The following is a 16,055-nucleotide window of genomic DNA, read 5'->3' as shown; positions in this document are numbered from 1 at the left end:
TTGAACTCTCCGACCCGCGTTCGACTCGCGTGACCATTTGATGACATTAAAGCACAGATAAAAACAGAGACGGCATACTCTAGCGACTATACGGGTAGTCAAGCTCCGAGGGGGTGGAGCCTTCCCCGCCACTGTACGATCTGCAGATATCCAGATTTCATCTATACTCGAACTAAAGTGTTTACACAGAGCAAACAACGACGAGTATGGCTACGCGTAACGAAAAGTCTCGAGCACCGCTTGCTATTTTGGTCAACGGCGCTAGTTCTTCTGGAAAATCAACCCTGTGCTTGGCTTTGCAGGATCGCTTAACAGAGCTTTCGGGCGGCGCTTCCGACGCCTTTTTTGCACTCGTAGCATTCGACGACTTCTTGTTAATGATGTCGGACAAACTGTATCCGATCAGCTTTGTAAAGCTGCAGGGGGGGGATACAACAAGGCTGATATCTCGCGCGCAACATGATGGCCGCGCAGGCTGGGAATATATCGATGAAAGTCACAAAAAAGGCAAAAACGGCGGTGCGCCACGTGTAAGGCTCTCTCTGAACGCGGGCAGTAGACGTCTTCTCAGCGGGATTCATAAAAGCTGGAGTAACCACCTTGAACTGGGCACGAATCTGATCATCGATCACTTCTTACAAGACGCGGATTGGTGTGAGGAGGTGCTGCAGTTACTTCAAGCAACAGGTGCCCATTTGTTGAAGGTTGGAGTGCATTGTTCGATCACTGAGATGGAAAGACGTGAAGCCTCGAGAGCAGACGGCGGCGTTGAGGGACGGCCGCTGGGCCTCGCTCGCCGTAGTGATGAACTATGCCATGGGCCTCATTTAAACTACGATATTTCAGTCTGGAGCGATCAGCAAACTACAGCTGAAGCGGCAGGTATGATCGTCAAAACACTTCAGGAAAAGAATTGGATCTAAGCAGCGCTCTACATGTATTGAGCACCGCCGTCACGTACCGTAGGTTACACGGGCCGTAAACGTATATCCTATTCCTCGCATAGTTTTAACGAGCGCTGGGTTCTTTGGGTCTTTCTCAATTTTTTTACGAATTTTTCCAATTAAAACATCTACACTTCTATCGCTTGCTATCCAGTCACGTCCCTTAACATGGTTCATAATCTGGTCTCTACTCAATATTTTGTTGGCATTCGAAACAAGAGCAGCAAGAATTTGAAACTCATAACTCGTTAAACGAACATCCTCTCCGGCGGTTGACCTCAACTCATGAGACGCCAAATCCAGTATCCAATCAGAAAATAAGAGTACCGATTTCTTTTCACTACTATCGTTGGCTGGTTTAGTTAGGATGCGTCGTAGCACGCTACGAACTCTCGCTAATAACTCACGCTCCTCGACGGGCTTTACAAGGTAGTCATCTGCACCTCCCTCGAGTCCGACGATTTCATCTACTTTATCTGATGACCCTGTCAAGATAATGATCCCAACATCTGATGTGTGTCGAAGATTGCGGCAAATATCGAGGCCATGCTCGCCAGGCATATTGAGGTCAAGCAGGACCAGATCTGCCGCAAAGCTTTGCATGCACTCGCGCATTTCGTCGCCATTTGCCGCCACTGCAACGGTATACCCTGCCGATGATAGGTACCGGAGCAGTATCCTGCATATCCTCATATCGTCATCGACGACTAAAATGTTCGCGTCTTCACTCATTTTCTGATTATATTCAGGCGAATCATACGCTTACCTATGAGGGTTTTTGAACACCCTGTTGGTGCCCCATTGACTTGCTCGCCATTATTAGTCTGATTACAAAACATTACAAATAGAAATATTTTGGAAATAGAGAACGTCTAACGTGCCATTGATGAATAAATATCTGATAACTCGATTTGTATTGGTTGGTTTCGTATTCGGACTGGCATTCCCTGCTATCGCATGGGCGGTCGATCTCTATGTGATGGGTTTACCTCTGACGCTCGCGAGTATAACTGCGATTCATCAAAATAACGCTATACATTACATTTTCGATACCGCACCGCTGATACTGGGAGTGACCTTCTTCATTGTTGGCATCTTCTATTCGCAAGCGGCAAACAAAAACTATTCCTCGTCCAGCGCTTTATTGCTCAATACAATACTGGAAACAATGGTTGATGGATTCATTACCGTCGACGATCATGGCGCCGTTTTGTCATATAACCGCGGTGCTGAAGATATCTTCGGTTACACCGAAAAGGAGATACGTGGAAAAAATATCAGAGTATTCATGACTAACACTGACTTGAAGGAATATGATCAGTATCTTGTAAATTCTAAGCAAACCGGTGTGAGTCATATAGCAGGAATATCCGGAAAAGAGGTTCAAGCTAAAAGAAAGGACGGCAGTCTTTTTCCCCTCACAGTGACTATCAGTGAGATCTTCATAGGAAATGAGCGCAGATTTGTTGGCGTTTTACGTGATATTACTGACGTTAAACTGGCTCAGGCGGAGTCAGTCCGAGTCGCTGATGAGTTAACCCAGCTTGTCGATACGGCGAACGCACCCATCTTTGGCATCGACTCAAAAGGCCTGGTCGATGAATGGAACCAGACCGCTGCGAAAATCACCGGGTATAACAAAGCAGAGGTACTCGGCAAAGATCTGGTCGCCGAATTCATTACGGACGAGTACAAGGCGCCGGTAAAACAGGTACTCGATAACGCATTGCGCGGCCAAGAAACCGCGAACTATGAGTTTCCACTCTACACCACGGGCGGCCAGCGGGTTGACGTGCTGCTCAACGCCACTACGCGCCGCGATGTAGACGGCAATATTATCGGTGTCATTGGCGTCGGACAGGACATTACTGAGGCGAAGCTGGCTCAGGCGGAGTCAGTTCGGGTCGCTGATGAGTTAACCCAGTTTGTCGATACGGCGAACGCACCCATCTTCGGCATCGACTCAAAAGGCCTGGTCAATGAATGGAACCAGACCGCTGCGAAAATCACCGGGTATAACAAAGCAGAGGTACTCGGCAAAGATCTGGTCGCCGAATTCATTACGGACGAGTACAAGGCGCCGGTAAAGCAGGTACTCGATAACGCATTGCGTGGCCAAGAAACCGCGAACTATGAGTTTCCACTCTACACCACGGGCGGCCAGCGGGTTGACGTGCTGCTCAACGCCACTACGCGCCGCGATGTAGACGGCAATATTATCGGTGTCATTGGCGTCGGACAGGACATTACTGAGGCGAAGCTGGCTCAGGCGGAGTCAGTTCGGGTCGCTGATGAGTTAACCCAGTTTGTCGATACGGCGAACGCACCCATCTTTGGCATCGACTCAAAAGGCCTGGTCAATGAGTGGAACCAGACCGCTGCGAAAATCACCGGGTATAACAAAGCAGAGGTACTCGGCAAAGATCTGGTCGCCGACTTCATTACGGACGAGTACAAGGCGCCGGTAAAGCAGGTACTCGATAACGCATTGCGTGGCCAAGAAACCGCGAACTATGAGTTTCCACTCTACACCACGGTCGGCCAGCGGGTTGACGTGCTGCTTAACGCCACTACGCGCCGCGATGTAGACGGCCTGATCACCGGTGTCATTGGCGTGGGGCAGGATATTACAGAGCTTAGACAAAAAGAACGGGCACTCAACCAGTCTCAAAAAATGGAAACCGTCGGACAGTTGACTGGCGGAATCGCACACGACTTTAACAACCTTCTGAGTATTATTGGCGGAAATTTACGCTTCCTTCGGCAAGACCTTGGAGAAATAGATCAAGAGGTAGAAGAACTAATAGAGGACGCCATGTCAGCAACCAACGATGGCGCTGACCTAACGGCTCGTTTACTCGCTTTCTCACGCAATCGCATCTTAAAACCGGAACTGAAAAACGTAAATGATGCGATAGAAAACTTCTCACGATTTCTTTCCAGAACACTAGGAAAAACTATCGATCTCAAAACTGAGCTCCCAGACGATCAACTTTTTATCAATGTTGATACTTCACAGTTAGAAAATGCTCTGCTGAACCTTGCGATCAACGCGCGTGACGCTATGCCTGAAGGCGGTAATATCGTTATAAAAGCTGCACCATACGTTGTAGGCGGAATTGCAAAAAGACAAACAGAAAATAATATGGAACTTGCTCTTCAAGCAGGAAAATATGTGGTTGTTTCTGTGGAGGATAGCGGCGTAGGCATCAGTGATGAGCATTTAGCACATGTATATGAACCGTTTTTCACAACCAAAGATGTAGGAAAAGGAAGCGGGCTCGGCCTTAGCATGGTTTATGGCTTCATCCAGCAATCGAATGGACAATGCATTATTAGAAGTAAGGTCGGAAAAGGTACTACCATCTCTATGTATTTTCCTGAAGCTAGAAATTTGGAAGAAACGAGCACTAAATCTGACATTAAACCGATGGAATCAGCAGGGTCTGAAGTGATACTCGTGGTAGAAGATGAGCCTCGCGTCAGAAAGATAACTGTCCGCGACATCGAAAAGCTGGGATACAAAACAATTGAAGCTCCTGACGCGATAACAGCCCAAGACATCATTAAGTCCGGCGAAAAAATAGATTTAGTCTTTACCGACGTATTAATGCCGGGAGAAATGGATGGCCAGATGTTGGGTTTATGGATAGAAAACACTCATCCACGAATAAAGGTCGTCCTGACATCAGGCTACACAAAACGTCGTGAATCTAAAGAAACAATGAGTGATATTTTTCCGATTGTGAGGAAACCCTACAAAATAGATGCCCTTGCTGATCAACTGAACACAACGCTCTATGAAAATTAAAACTAGCCTAGCAGCTCTTATGCTTGAGAATCACAATGCAAAATGACGATTCTGGTGCGCCGCCGGATTCATGGAATCAGCTTAAGCATTCCGATAATTATTCTGAATTACTGCTTAAAAGCGTCCTTGATACAGTAGGCGAGGCCATTATCGCGGCTGACAACTCTGGTTCTATCATCATGGCCAACCAGGCAGCCGCAGATATGTGGGGACATCACATCGATGAATTACAGGGTATGAGCTTAGTCGAACTCATGCCCGAATCATACCGTGACGCTCATGTAGCGGGAATGGCTCGATACTTGACCAGTGGCAATCCTAAAGTATTGAACAAAAGGATCGAGCTGGAAGGGCTTCATGCAAACAATACAACGTTTCCGGTAGAACTCCTTATCCGTGAAAACGATTTCGGGCAGCATAAGATATTCACTGCTGCGCTGCGGGATATTAGCCATAGGAGAAAAAAAGAGCGTGGTTTGTTACATGCACACAGATTGGAAGTCGTCGAGCAACTAAGTGGCGGAGTCGCTCACGATTTTAATAACTTGCTCAGTGTGGTTATGGGAAATCTGCATTTCATTCGAGAAGAAATCGCAGACGAAAGCCATGAGGTTGCCGAATTTTTAGAAGATGCACTGTCCGCTGCGCAAGACGTTGCTAATTTAACAGAGCGCTTACTCGCTTTCTCGAGCAGCGAGACCTTGAATTCAGAAGTGATAGAATTGAGCTCTGTGCTCACGCCGACAATACATTTTATTTCAAAAAACATTTGCTCATCGGTCACTCTGCGGTCTGAACTCAGCCCAACGAGCTGCTACGTTGATATAGACACCGCGCAACTCGAGAACGCGCTGGTAAATCTCGCAATGAACGCACGCGAAGCGATGCCCAATGGCGGAGATATCGTGGTAACGGTAGAGAGGCATAACCAAGGCGATTCACCACCGCCAGCCAGTGATTCTGACGAGGGCCGCCAGCATGTGGGTGATTACATTAAGATCTCAGTCTCCGATACAGGAGAAGGAATCAAAAAGGAACAGTTAAGCAAGATTTTTGAACCATTTTTTACAACGAAAGGTATTGGAAAAGGCAGTGGGCTCGGATTAAGTATGGTCTACGGCTTCACTAAAAACTCGGGTGGAAAATGTACTGTTGACAGCGAACACGGCAGAGGAACGACGGTTTCAATGTACTTTCCTGAGGCCGAACCTCTGAAGGACGTGGATCATCGCCCCGACAGAGAGGCCGTTTTGCCAGATAGCTCAAAAACCATCGTGGTAGTGGAGGGCGATCCCCGAGTGCGAAGGGTTACAGTACGCGATTTACGAAACCTGGGATACAAAACACTTGCAGCGGACGGTTCCGACAAGGCAATAGAGCTTATTCGCTCACAAGAGAACATAGACCTGCTCTACGGTGACGTCCAAATGCGTGGCGCCTTCGATGCGAAACAGCTCGTTTCTTGGGTAGAGGAAAATCATCCTGACATGCATATTATTCTTTCATCAGGTTCTACCAAAGGTTTGGATTCATTGATGGAAAAACACAGTTCGTATCAGGTGATAAAAAAGCCTTATACGATAGAAGCGCTTTCAAAGTTAATCAGCGCTTCGTTTTTGAAAAAATGCTAAGGACAGTACTATGGGAATGAATCGTGTGCTTATTGTTGACGATGATGCCAGGATCGGTCGAATCATAAAACGCATAGCGACCAAGTTACGACTAGAAGCGTCCGTAATTGACAACCCTGACGTCTTTGAATCAGAGTATTTGACGCATCAGCCCGATCTCATATTTATGGATCTTCAGATGCCTAGATGTGACGGGATCGAACTTTTGCGGAAGCTCGCTCAAAATAACTCCACGGCGTCGGTCGTTTTAATGAGCGGCGTAGACAAATGCATAATCGCAACAGCATCAGAAGTTGGAAAATCACTGGGTTTGAGCATGAGTGAAACCCTCAGTAAACCTATCTGTATCGACAGCATCGAGAAACTACTCGTCCAGCATTTTGATTTAGAAGCGCAACAGTCCAAGAAACCGGCCACGGCAGCGCTCACTGGCTCAGACCTACGCAGGGCGATAGACCGTGACGAGTTTGTCGTTTATTACGAACCCCAGATCCGTCTAGACACGGGCGCTGTTAGCGGGGCAGCCGCCGTGGTGCGCTGGAATCATCCGGAGCGCGGGGTTCTATTGCCAGCGAGTTTTATCCCAATCGCGGAAGCACACCAGGAGCTGATAGAACGGTTAACGTATAAAGTGCTGGAAATAGCTGTGCGCGACGATGAAAGGCGACGACAACAAAATATAGAGCTTAGACTTTCAATTGGCTTGTCAACAAATCTATTGAGTGACCTAGCCTTACCAGACAAAATAATACGAATCCTTGATGCGCACTCGTTTGACCCAAGCCGTCTCATTTTGGAAATTACAGAAAGAGCGGCAATGACGAACCCCTCGCAAACGATGGACATACTGGCCCGCTTGAGGTTAAAAAATATAGGACTTTCGCTCGATGACTTTGGAACCGGTTTTTCATCACTAATTCAGATTCATGGTATGCCATTTAATGAAATTCGCGTGGGGAAATCGTTTTCTATGAGCGCGGGCAATCATAGGGAAGCCGCTGAACTCTCTCGTGTAACCATTGGCTTGGGACACAGCCTTGGGCTAGAGGTTGTGGCCGAAGGGGTTGCGGATGAGCACACATATGATTGGTTGAGATTAATGGGGTGTGAAATGTGTCAGGGAACGTTTATCGGCAAGCCGGCAGACCCAAATACATTCTCGGAATGGGTAGGACAGCACAATACTGGTCTTGCGGCGCATGCGGGTTAACGTACTTTCGGTGGACAACAGCAAGTCGATCGTCAGGATCTGGCGTGCACGCAGCGCCGCATGCGCTGCAGTTGCTCTAAAATCGTCCTGCAGCGGCTAACACAGTGAAGACAAGTCCACTGATGGCCATTTATTCGCCCTGAACACACCCTTGAGCTTAACCCTAACTCGCATTCGTAACCGCACGTGTAGGGGCAGCTTCGTCTCTCGCGAAAAATAACATGCCCATTGCGGCTGAGCCGACCACAACGCAGAGCGCTGTGAATGCCATTGTGAAACCCCCTTCGCCTTCGGCAAGCCAGCCGGTAATGGTCGGGCAAACTACGCCCGATAAAGAAAAGAATGTAACGATGAAGCCCGTTGCTACACCTGTTCGACCAGGAAAAAGATCAGCACAAATAGAGTAATAAGGGCTGTTGGGCGCCATGGAGAATCCAATAGCAATGGACACAAATGCCACCGCAGACGTTGCAGTGTTAACGAACATGACAGGAATGAAAAACATTACCGCCACTAACTGACAAATCCAAATGAGGTGGACTCGCGCAGAACGCATACTTCCAGTACGACGCATAATCCAATCCGAACACCAACCCGCCAGAGGCATAAAAAGAAGAGACACAGCCCAGGGAAGGGTGCTGAAGTAGCCGATAGACTCCAGCTTCATGTCAAACGTTTCCTCCAGGTAGCCTGGCAACCACGTAAGTCCAAAAAACAACACCCAGCCAAACGCAAAGAATGACCACGCAGTAGCCAAGAGTGTGGGATTAAGAAACATGTCACGCAAAGCGACCTTGCCACGCACGTCTTCCTGCGATGAGTTCGAGAGCACTTTATTAGAAGGCTGCCTGTAGATAATGAGGAATATCACCCCCAGAATTGCGCCCATAATGCCAAGACAAATAAAACTGGCTCTCCAGCCTATAGAAATTATGGCAGGCGCGAGGATGAGACCACCTAGCAGGAGTGCTAGCGGGACACCTAACAATACCAGCGACGTCACTCTGCCGAGTTCTTTGGGATGCACCCAGTCAACAAGCGCCCTATTCATTGCCGGGAAGTTCGCTCCCTCACCCATACCCATCAGCACACGCAACAGGATAAACGTCCAAAAAACTTCGACGAGACCCTGCAGAATCATAAATAAAGACCAGAGGAACAGAGCAAAAGACCATACGACTTTTACTCCATATCGATCGAGCAGGAACCCGGAAACGCCGTTAGTTGCCAGAGTACCCACCGCAAAGGCCGACATCAACATTCCAAAAGCGCCATCCTGAATATCGAAACCCAATTCAATCGGCTTTATCGCAAATGAAATCACTACCCTGTCGAGATAGTTAACAAGAACCAATAGGAAACAAAAGCCGGCGATAACAAACCGAAAGCGATTATCTTTTTCGGAAAACGATCCCATACTAGAGGCGGAATTAGTCATAGTGTCTCCTGGAGTACAGTACGCCTTCAAACGTTGGTGTTTATCCCGGGCAGCGATTTTAAATGGCACTGCAGCTCGGATACATATCTGCTGAATCGTTAAAGTACCGCCTCAACACTACAGAAAAGCCGTTTTTTTCACAACCAAGGTTACGGCTAAGCCGCTGACTTGAGCAAACAATATTGGCCCGCAATACTCAGGCATTTTTTGTAAAACGTTTTTTCCGATCACTGCGGCTACTAGCGTTCGCGAAATAAATCACTCGGAAAAGGCAGCAGAGGTTCTATCATGACACGCTCACACTAAATGCTTCTCTGCCGGCTTCGTCAGTCTCTTTTCACGCAGCAGTACAACTTATTCCACAATGCGCTCTGGCTGAAGCAAATGGTAATGCGGACGTCCTCAATGCGTAGGAGTGATCGCTGGATGAGTCAAGGGTTTCTGTGCCTGGATCACCAGTTCGACCCGCCGATTTAGTGCTCGTCCGGCGACATTGTCGCTTCCGTCGATATTTGAATTGGGCGCTACAGGCTCGCGCTCGCCCTGCCCGCTCGTCTCAATAACAACATCTGTTCCAAGCTCGCCTGGCCCCAACAGCCAGCGCTTGATCGACTCAGCGCGTTGCTCAGAAAGTCGCTGATTATAGGCGTCATCGCCTATGGCGTCCGTATGCCCGACAATACGCACCCGGGGGCTATCAGTCTCACGCAACACCGTTGTCAGTGTGCGCAGCTCAGCATCAGCGTCGGGCTTGACCTGATACTGATCAAAATCAAACAGAAGGTCGGCCGACAGAGAAATACGAATCTCTTGATCCAGAATTTCTGCGTTCAGCGTCGTCAGTGCTTGCTGAAGATCTTGAATATCTTTTTGCAATACCAAACCCGAGCCCCTCAGGCCGGGAAGCTCGCGAATATCACCAGAAAACGTGCGAATGTCAGTGAGTAGTGAGCGCGGTTGGGCAACTTCGGTAAGCGCTTTCTGCGCTGCGGCATGCGCCTTGGGATCGTCTGATTTGGCAGCATCCCAAGCTATTGCAATTTGCGGCAGACCGAAAAAACACGAGATCATCAATATGACTCGCGACTGAATACCCTTCATCGGCTTAAGGCGATATTCTCAAAGGGCACTGCATCTGGCAGCACAAAGTCAATGACCTCACTGGCCTCAGCGGGCGCAGGAAACTTAAACCACACCAGTTTTCTCGACCCCGGCTTAAATTCCAGCTCTCGTATACTTATGAAATTGCCGTTCACTGGGGCCGCTAGTGATTTTCCGGTTGAGTCCGATAGTACATGATATTTTTTACCCTCCGATTTTTCTAAAAAGTACACGTCCGACACAGAATACCTCACCGCAGATTTATCGCTGCCGGTATTGCGATAGGCGAAAACAGCGGTAAGAATTCCACCGCTCTCGCTAACGCTCAGCAAGTCGACTTCCACTTCGCCGTTGATGCCGTATTGTGTTTGAAGGGGCTCAGCCGCCTGAGCGGAAGTCAGCCACAGGCTTAGACAAATAAATAATAGAGTAGGAATATAATTTTCCTTGATTTTCATTTTATTTTTCTCCTTGTGGAGTGACCTGCATTCTCTATCTCGATAACAGTTGATGCAACTCGGATCAGGAATTAAAAACCCATACTATTCATCGGTTGACGTGATATTTATGGCGGGCCATTCTCTCTGCTTTTCTAGCGGCCGCGCTTTCTTAATAGGTGCGACCAAAGATTGCGCCACGCCAACACCTCTGTCTTTTAAGTTTAGACCAAGATAGCCATCTTGTCCGATTTCAGAGGATTATCTACAACTCACAACTGATTCAGATACCTTCGTCTTATTGATGTAGAGCTATAAGCGTTAGTGCCTGCCTATCAAACAGCCACTCTGCCATCCGTCAACGATTTTCGTTGCGGAAGCGACTCAGCTTATTCTGAAAGCCAAAGCAAACCCCGTGCTCCACGCGCTAAACGCGACGAGCTGCGAAACGTGGTAACGCCGAGTATGAGCTTTGGTATTTCAATCGCGTTGTGCAGTTGCGGCACCACACCTCTTGGACCTCTTTCACAGTACAAATATCGCTTTTTAGCGATCTGTAGCAAACGCTAAAAGCGCATAGCCTATCGAGCACGAGAATCACTGGCGCACTAAAATCGCTCTCGCAAGCCGACTAGCCCGGCCACTTTCAATAAGCGTGAGTTTACAGAAAAAAAGCGGCACGAATGAAGCATCCTCGCCCGTCTACCGTAGCGTGAAGCCGGCATATTTTTCTCTTATCAGTATTTTCCCGTTCAGTTAGGAAGCGGAACGTTTTTGCAGTTGTCCCAGTCAGCACTTTTTCATCAAGAAGGACACACAGTGACAGGCACGCCGTTAACTGCGGCGTTTCCAGAAAGTTGATCCAGGTACTGATCATCGGTAATGTCGTTGCAGCTCACGCCCGCGTGGCTAACAGCCGTCTGCATCCGAACACCCTGCCTGTCGTGACCGAACCCATGAGGCAAGCTGACTACACCAGGCATTATCTCGTCTGTGCCCTCCACCGTAACGTCAACCGACCCCACTCTGGAGGACAGTGTCGCCCTTGCGCCAGTTTCTATACCCAGTCTGTCCATGTCGTGTGGATGCATCATTAATGTGCAACGATCGCGACCTTTCATCAAGCGATGATAGTTATGCATCCAGGAATTGTTGGAGCGCACATGGCGACGGCCTATCATTCGAAATTCGGTGGAGTCTGGCTTCTGAAAGTCCTCTTGCAGTCTGCCGAGATCGGCTATTGCCTCTGGAGTGTCACAACAAATTCTCTTCTGTGGCGTTGCCAGTCGTTGGGGTAGCTGTGACTGGAGTGGACCCAGGTCAATGCCCGAGGGCTGCTGGCGTAGTTTCTCTAAAGAAAGCCCCTTTTCATTGTGCGGGCCAACCTGTAGACCAAGATCAATAATTTCATGGGGCGCCATGGCTGGCTGCTCTGGCTTGTCCAGCAGTAGCGCGAGACGATTACCCAGCTGGTTGAAAATTTCCCAATCGTGCAGGCTGCCCTCCGGTTTATCAAAGACTGGCTCGTTGTGGCGCGTCGTATTGCGCACCGCAAACAGGTGAAAGCTTATATCGTAATGGTCGTGCTCCAACGGCGAAGTGGGCGGCAAAATAATATCGGCGTGCCTGGTAGTTTCGTTGATGTAGGGATCCAGTGAAACCATGAATTCCAGTCCCTCCATGGCAGTATCGAGCTGTTGCCCGTTGGGAGTGGACAGCACCGGATTGCCCGCACCGGTGAACAACGCACGAATCTGACCCTCTCCGGGCGTAGTGATTTCTTCGGCCAGACACGCGGCAGGCAGCTCCCGATCAAACTCTGGCAGATTACGCACGCGACTTTGATGTCGGTTGTGGCCCCCCGGGCTACTCGTCATCAGCGTATCTACAGCCGGCGTGGCGAACAGACTGCCTCCGGGCCTGTCCAGATTCCCAGTCGCGATGTTGATCAGTTGAATCGTCCACTGACATAGCGCGCCGTAAGCCTGGGTCGAAACCCCCATGCGGCCATAACACACGGCCTTGTCAGCGGCGGCAAACTCCCTGGCAATACGGCGTATGGTGTCGGCGGCGATACCTGTATGGGCAGCTGCAAAGTCGGGCGTAAAGACCTCGATGGCAGTAGATACAGCATCCAATCCGCTGGTAAATCCAGCCAAGGCACCGGGCTCTGTAAGGTGTTCGCTAAAAAGCGTGTTAAGTAAGGCAAGTAAAAATAATGCATCTGTACCCGGCCGGATAAATTGATGCTCACTCGCGATGCCAGCTGTCTCGGTTCTGCGCGGGTCTATAACGACCAGTTTGCCATCACGCGCAGTCAAAGCTTTAAGACGTTTTTTAACACCCGGTACTGTCCAGATACTCCCATTGGAGGCCAATGGGTTAGCCCCGAGCATCAACAGGTAGTCAGTGTTATCCACATCGGGCACAGGAATGAGTAGCTTGTGCCCGTAAAGCCATAAAGAAGTGAGGTGATGGGGCAGCTGATCGACGCTGGTCGCAGAAAAGCGGTTGTCGCTGCGAATATGCTGAAACAGATTGCCTTGGTGCGTCATCATGCCGTAGTTGTGCACCGAAGGGTTTCCCATGTAAATGCCTACGGCGTTTACCCCGTGCTCCGCAATCACCCGCGCCAATTGTGCCGCAGTGGTGTCCAGTGCTTCATCCCAGCTAATGTCTTCCCAGTAATCCTCGCCATTTTCACTGCGTACTTTTTTTATGGGCGTGCGCAGACGGTCTGGATCGGTGTGCAGATCCTTCAGGGCAATGGCCTTGGGGCAAATATGACCACGGCTCAGAGGGTCAGACTTGTCGCCCTTGATAGAGACAATATCGGCGCCGTCAGTCTCTATCACGAGTCCACAAATAGCCTCGCACAGATGACACGCACGGTGATGCGTTTTACGATTCATCTCTTAGCTCCTCTACACTGAAAACCGTCACACTTTGGGCTGCCGTAACGCTACATTAAAACCTCACTATGGCTACGATCCGCCCCTCCGGGGGCGCCTCCCTGCTGGAGACACTGCTGCCGTTGTACCAATCACTCGCTCAACGCAACTATTAGAGGCCTAATTGACGCCACTGCTCTCTGCTGGCCTGCGTGCTCGGGGCGTTATAGATTCCTTAAGCAACCGCCCGGCTGCTATCTTCCTGACGTTTCCATCGTTCGCCGTCAGAGAACAGACCATAAACGGCCTCCGCTGTGATTTGGCTTGTCTGCCAGAAAACAGCACCGTCCTTAACGAACGGCGATTAACTCAACCTCGAATATCAGCGTTGTATTGCCCGGAATCGGTCCTGCACCGTTCGCTCCATAACCGAGCTCTGGGCTTACAGTGAGTCGCCATTTGTCTCCTTCCTTCATCATCTGCAAGGCTTCGGTCCAGCCAGCAATAACACCGTTCACAGGCAGATCAATGGGCTGGCCACGCTCAACAGAACTGTCAAAAACCCGGCCATCTTCAAATGTACCATGATAATGCGCGCTCACAGTGTCTCTTGGCCCAGGAGTAGCGCCGCTCCCGCTCTCCAGAATTTCATACTTTAAACCTGAGGCTGTGGTGATAACATCGCTCATCTACTAACTCCCGAAATTGAAAAGAAACACCATAACATAAGAGCTTAAATTAGGAGAACAACCTGCCATCTTTCATCAGCGAATCTCTCCGCTGACGTCGGGTTGACTACCCCCTATTCAAATGCGCAGTCTTGGGAAATCAGAGTGGGGCAGAGACTAGCGCAGCGGATGCGAACCTGGCGCGCCCCCAGGCACCTCATCAAAAACCAGCGTAAGTGCTATCGCAGGGAATCAGCGTTCGAAACTTCGAAAAAAATAATCAATTTTTCCCAGAAAACATCTACAAGCTACGACCATTCCACACCAAAACACTCTATCGAAAAACACCTCAGCTTATGAACAATCGGTCGATACGAGATCTAACTACACACTCTCGCTTGTCCTGTTTTTCTTTTCGTGGCCGCGTCATCCCGACAATTTGCTGCCTTTGGCCGACGTCAGGCGCGATAATTCATTCACGACTGCTGATCTCTCACTTTTTCCTGGGACTCGTCTCGACAGCATTATTTTATATGCGTCTATTGAGTCACGTTTTGAGCGAACTCCGATATCCTTTTTATTTAGGAAATTTCATCCTGGCATGCAAATACAGGGGCAAGCCATTGCGCTGGTACCAGTCAGTATCAGCGCAATAGTCTTCAATGATCAAGTCAAGCTCCAGCATGAAATCATTCAATTTGCTGATATTAGACAGGGTCTTGTTGTTAAACTTATCGGTGAAATCTCTCTGCGCTTTCGCGATATCAATTTCCTGCCGCGCGACGACGGCCGCCGCTGGGGCACTCATACCGCCGGCGCCCCTCATCGCTGTCATTCGCGCGCTCTGTATTTTCATGATCAAAGCGTAAGTGCGTTCATTTTTGTAAAGCGTAGCTAGCGCACGGTCTATTCGATCCACATGCGTTTCAAAATCGTTAAAGCAATCATTATTTTCGTCGCAACAGCTTCCAGCACCTATCTCAAATCCCGAGCCGGGATCGTCCGGCATTCCACAGTCCGGGTCAGAAACACATTCCTGAAAAACGCTGTAGTTGTAAAATGCAGTCGCGAAGGCGCTCGCCCCGGCAGTCATGTTTCCAAAGCTTGGATCGAAGACCTCACTGCCGGGGTTTGCGTGTGCGGTTTGAAAGCAGCTCGCAATCAAAAACATGGCGCAAACAATTTGGAAAGGCCTATTCATTTCCCTACTCCCTTCACTGCATGCAACACGCGCGGTTTTTCACTACCTTCATAATCTTCGACATTATCAAATTCGGTCTCCGACAATGCATCAATCGTATCGCCTGGATACCAAAAATACAGTGCATACGTCAGCTGCGCCGACGGGGAGAAACTGGAACTCACTTCTGATGGAATTACCTGAACCAGAATCTTCCCCTTCAGCCGAAGCCAGACAGTCTTGGTCTCACCGACATCCGCTGCAATTTGATGGCGCACGATCTCCTTGCCATTTTTGGCCGTCACAATTGCGGTAGCGCCGCTGCCTTTAAGCGCCGTTAAATCAAACTGCATTCGTGCAAAATCGGGTGTTTTGCCCAGAAAAAAAACATCCGATACGTCCTTTTCCCCCAGGGTACCCCACACACCAGCCATCCGACCCATGTCGACGCCTGCCTGCGCCTCCAATCGAACGCGGGTGGGTTGATCGAGGTCTCCATTCACGTCATTGCGATAGTCTTTGACAATATTTTCTGCACTTTGCGCAGACACATTATTTCCGGCAACCAGCGAACCGACCAGCGCGAACGCCAAAAAACACGTCAAATACCTCATATCACCTCACTCCGGTTACACCGACACGGGTCAAACACTTCGGTAGCCGCCTAGTCGACTCACAAGCCTGATAAAAACTGATACCAGGTTGTTCACCGACCGTTGCTCTTATCACTATAGCATTTCCTTG

General features: G+C 49.3%; 12 protein-coding genes. 4 read left to right on the top strand and 8 right to left on the bottom strand.

All coding sequences use genetic code 11. The features are described from left to right. The first annotated feature begins 206 nt into the window (after positions 1-206). Positions 207-923 (top strand): phosphotransferase-like protein, encoded by a 717-nt coding sequence (locus tag EYC82_RS15190; protein ID WP_279250393.1) that lies wholly within the window; start codon positions 207-209, stop codon positions 921-923. Positions 924-953: 30 nt separating this feature from the next. Here the strand turns inward: EYC82_RS15190 and EYC82_RS15185 are convergent, their stop codons facing one another. After that, the gene (locus EYC82_RS15185) at positions 954-1,676 is read right to left on the bottom strand and encodes a response regulator (protein WP_279250392.1); all 723 of its coding nucleotides are present in this window, start codon (positions 1,674-1,676) and stop codon (positions 954-956) included. Between the two features lie 154 nt (positions 1,677-1,830). On the opposite strand from EYC82_RS15185, the gene EYC82_RS15180 reads away from it, so the two are divergent. The 3 genes from EYC82_RS15180 to EYC82_RS15170 are packed head-to-tail and all read left to right on the top strand — an operon-like array spanning position 1,831 to position 7,596. Further along, on the top strand, positions 1,831-4,755 hold the full coding sequence (locus tag EYC82_RS15180; protein ID WP_279250391.1) for a PAS domain S-box protein: 2,925 nt from the start codon (positions 1,831-1,833) through the stop codon (positions 4,753-4,755). A 35-nt stretch (positions 4,756-4,790) separates the two neighbouring features. Continuing rightward, positions 4,791-6,386 carry an ATP-binding protein gene (locus EYC82_RS15175; protein WP_279250390.1) on the top strand — a complete coding sequence of 532 codons (1,596 nt, stop codon included), beginning with the start codon at positions 4,791-4,793 and terminating at the stop codon, positions 6,384-6,386. Between the two features lie 16 nt (positions 6,387-6,402). Beyond that, the gene (locus tag EYC82_RS15170; RefSeq protein WP_279250389.1) at positions 6,403-7,596 is read left to right on the top strand and encodes an EAL domain-containing response regulator; all 1,194 of its coding nucleotides are present in this window, start codon (positions 6,403-6,405) and stop codon (positions 7,594-7,596) included. 163 nt (positions 7,597-7,759) lie between these two features. On the opposite strand, the gene EYC82_RS15165 is transcribed toward EYC82_RS15170, so the two are convergent. From EYC82_RS15165 to EYC82_RS15135, 7 genes are all read right to left on the bottom strand, one after another. Next, positions 7,760-9,034 carry an MFS transporter gene (locus tag EYC82_RS15165; protein ID WP_279250388.1) on the bottom strand — a complete coding sequence of 425 codons (1,275 nt, stop codon included), beginning with the start codon at positions 9,032-9,034 and terminating at the stop codon, positions 7,760-7,762. Between the two features lie 402 nt (positions 9,035-9,436). Further along, on the bottom strand, positions 9,437-10,105 hold the full coding sequence (locus tag EYC82_RS15160) for an OmpA family protein (RefSeq protein ID WP_279250387.1): 669 nt from the start codon (positions 10,103-10,105) through the stop codon (positions 9,437-9,439). A 26-nt stretch (positions 10,106-10,131) separates the two neighbouring features. After that, positions 10,132-10,593 carry a hypothetical protein gene (locus EYC82_RS15155; protein WP_279250386.1) on the bottom strand — a complete coding sequence of 154 codons (462 nt, stop codon included), beginning with the start codon at positions 10,591-10,593 and terminating at the stop codon, positions 10,132-10,134. Between the two features lie 782 nt (positions 10,594-11,375). Beyond that, positions 11,376-13,484: a molybdopterin oxidoreductase family protein gene (locus EYC82_RS15150; RefSeq protein ID WP_279250385.1), complete on the bottom strand. Its 2,109-nt coding sequence runs from the start codon at positions 13,482-13,484 to the stop codon at positions 11,376-11,378. Positions 13,485-13,813: 329 nt separating this feature from the next. Beyond that, on the bottom strand, positions 13,814-14,152 hold the full coding sequence (locus EYC82_RS15145; RefSeq protein ID WP_279250384.1) for an FKBP-type peptidyl-prolyl cis-trans isomerase: 339 nt from the start codon (positions 14,150-14,152) through the stop codon (positions 13,814-13,816). 556 nt (positions 14,153-14,708) lie between these two features. Beyond that, positions 14,709-15,332: a hypothetical protein gene (locus tag EYC82_RS15140; RefSeq protein WP_279250383.1), complete on the bottom strand. Its 624-nt coding sequence runs from the start codon at positions 15,330-15,332 to the stop codon at positions 14,709-14,711. Then, positions 15,329-15,904, bottom strand: a complete 576-nt coding sequence (locus EYC82_RS15135; protein ID WP_279250382.1) for a hypothetical protein — start codon at positions 15,902-15,904, stop codon at positions 15,329-15,331. Before EYC82_RS15135 ends, EYC82_RS15140 begins: the two co-directional genes overlap by 4 nt. Positions 15,905-16,055 lie beyond the last annotated feature (151 nt).

Origin of the sequence: Candidatus Marimicrobium litorale, assembly GCF_026262645.1 — a bacterium.
Classification (GTDB): domain Bacteria; phylum Pseudomonadota; class Gammaproteobacteria; order Pseudomonadales; family Halieaceae; genus Marimicrobium; species Marimicrobium litorale.
This window is presented reverse-complemented; position numbering and strand designations above follow the sequence as displayed.

Bases quoted from the DNA above. Each gene is read 5' to 3' on its own strand.
- EYC82_RS15145 (WP_279250384.1), bottom strand. From the start codon at position 14,152: ATGAGCGATGTTATCACCACAGCCTCAGGTTTAAAGTATGAAATTCTG.
- EYC82_RS15155 (WP_279250386.1), bottom strand. From the start codon at position 10,593: ATGAAAATCAAGGAAAATTATATTCCTACTCTATTATTTATTTGTCTA.
- EYC82_RS15160 (WP_279250387.1), bottom strand. From the start codon at position 10,105: ATGATCTCGTGTTTTTTCGGTCTGCCGCAAATTGCAATAGCTTGGGAT.
- EYC82_RS15180 (WP_279250391.1), top strand. From the start codon at position 1,831: ATGAATAAATATCTGATAACTCGATTTGTATTGGTTGGTTTCGTATTC.
- EYC82_RS15165 (WP_279250388.1), bottom strand. From the start codon at position 9,034: ATGACTAATTCCGCCTCTAGTATGGGATCGTTTTCCGAAAAAGATAAT.
- EYC82_RS15175 (WP_279250390.1), top strand. From the start codon at position 4,791: ATGCAAAATGACGATTCTGGTGCGCCGCCGGATTCATGGAATCAGCTT.
- EYC82_RS15190 (WP_279250393.1), top strand. From the start codon at position 207: ATGGCTACGCGTAACGAAAAGTCTCGAGCACCGCTTGCTATTTTGGTC.
- EYC82_RS15170 (WP_279250389.1), top strand. From the start codon at position 6,403: ATGAATCGTGTGCTTATTGTTGACGATGATGCCAGGATCGGTCGAATC.
- EYC82_RS15185 (WP_279250392.1), bottom strand. From the start codon at position 1,676: ATGAGTGAAGACGCGAACATTTTAGTCGTCGATGACGATATGAGGATA.
- EYC82_RS15140 (WP_279250383.1), bottom strand. From the start codon at position 15,332: ATGAATAGGCCTTTCCAAATTGTTTGCGCCATGTTTTTGATTGCGAGC.
- EYC82_RS15150 (WP_279250385.1), bottom strand. From the start codon at position 13,484: ATGAATCGTAAAACGCATCACCGTGCGTGTCATCTGTGCGAGGCTATT.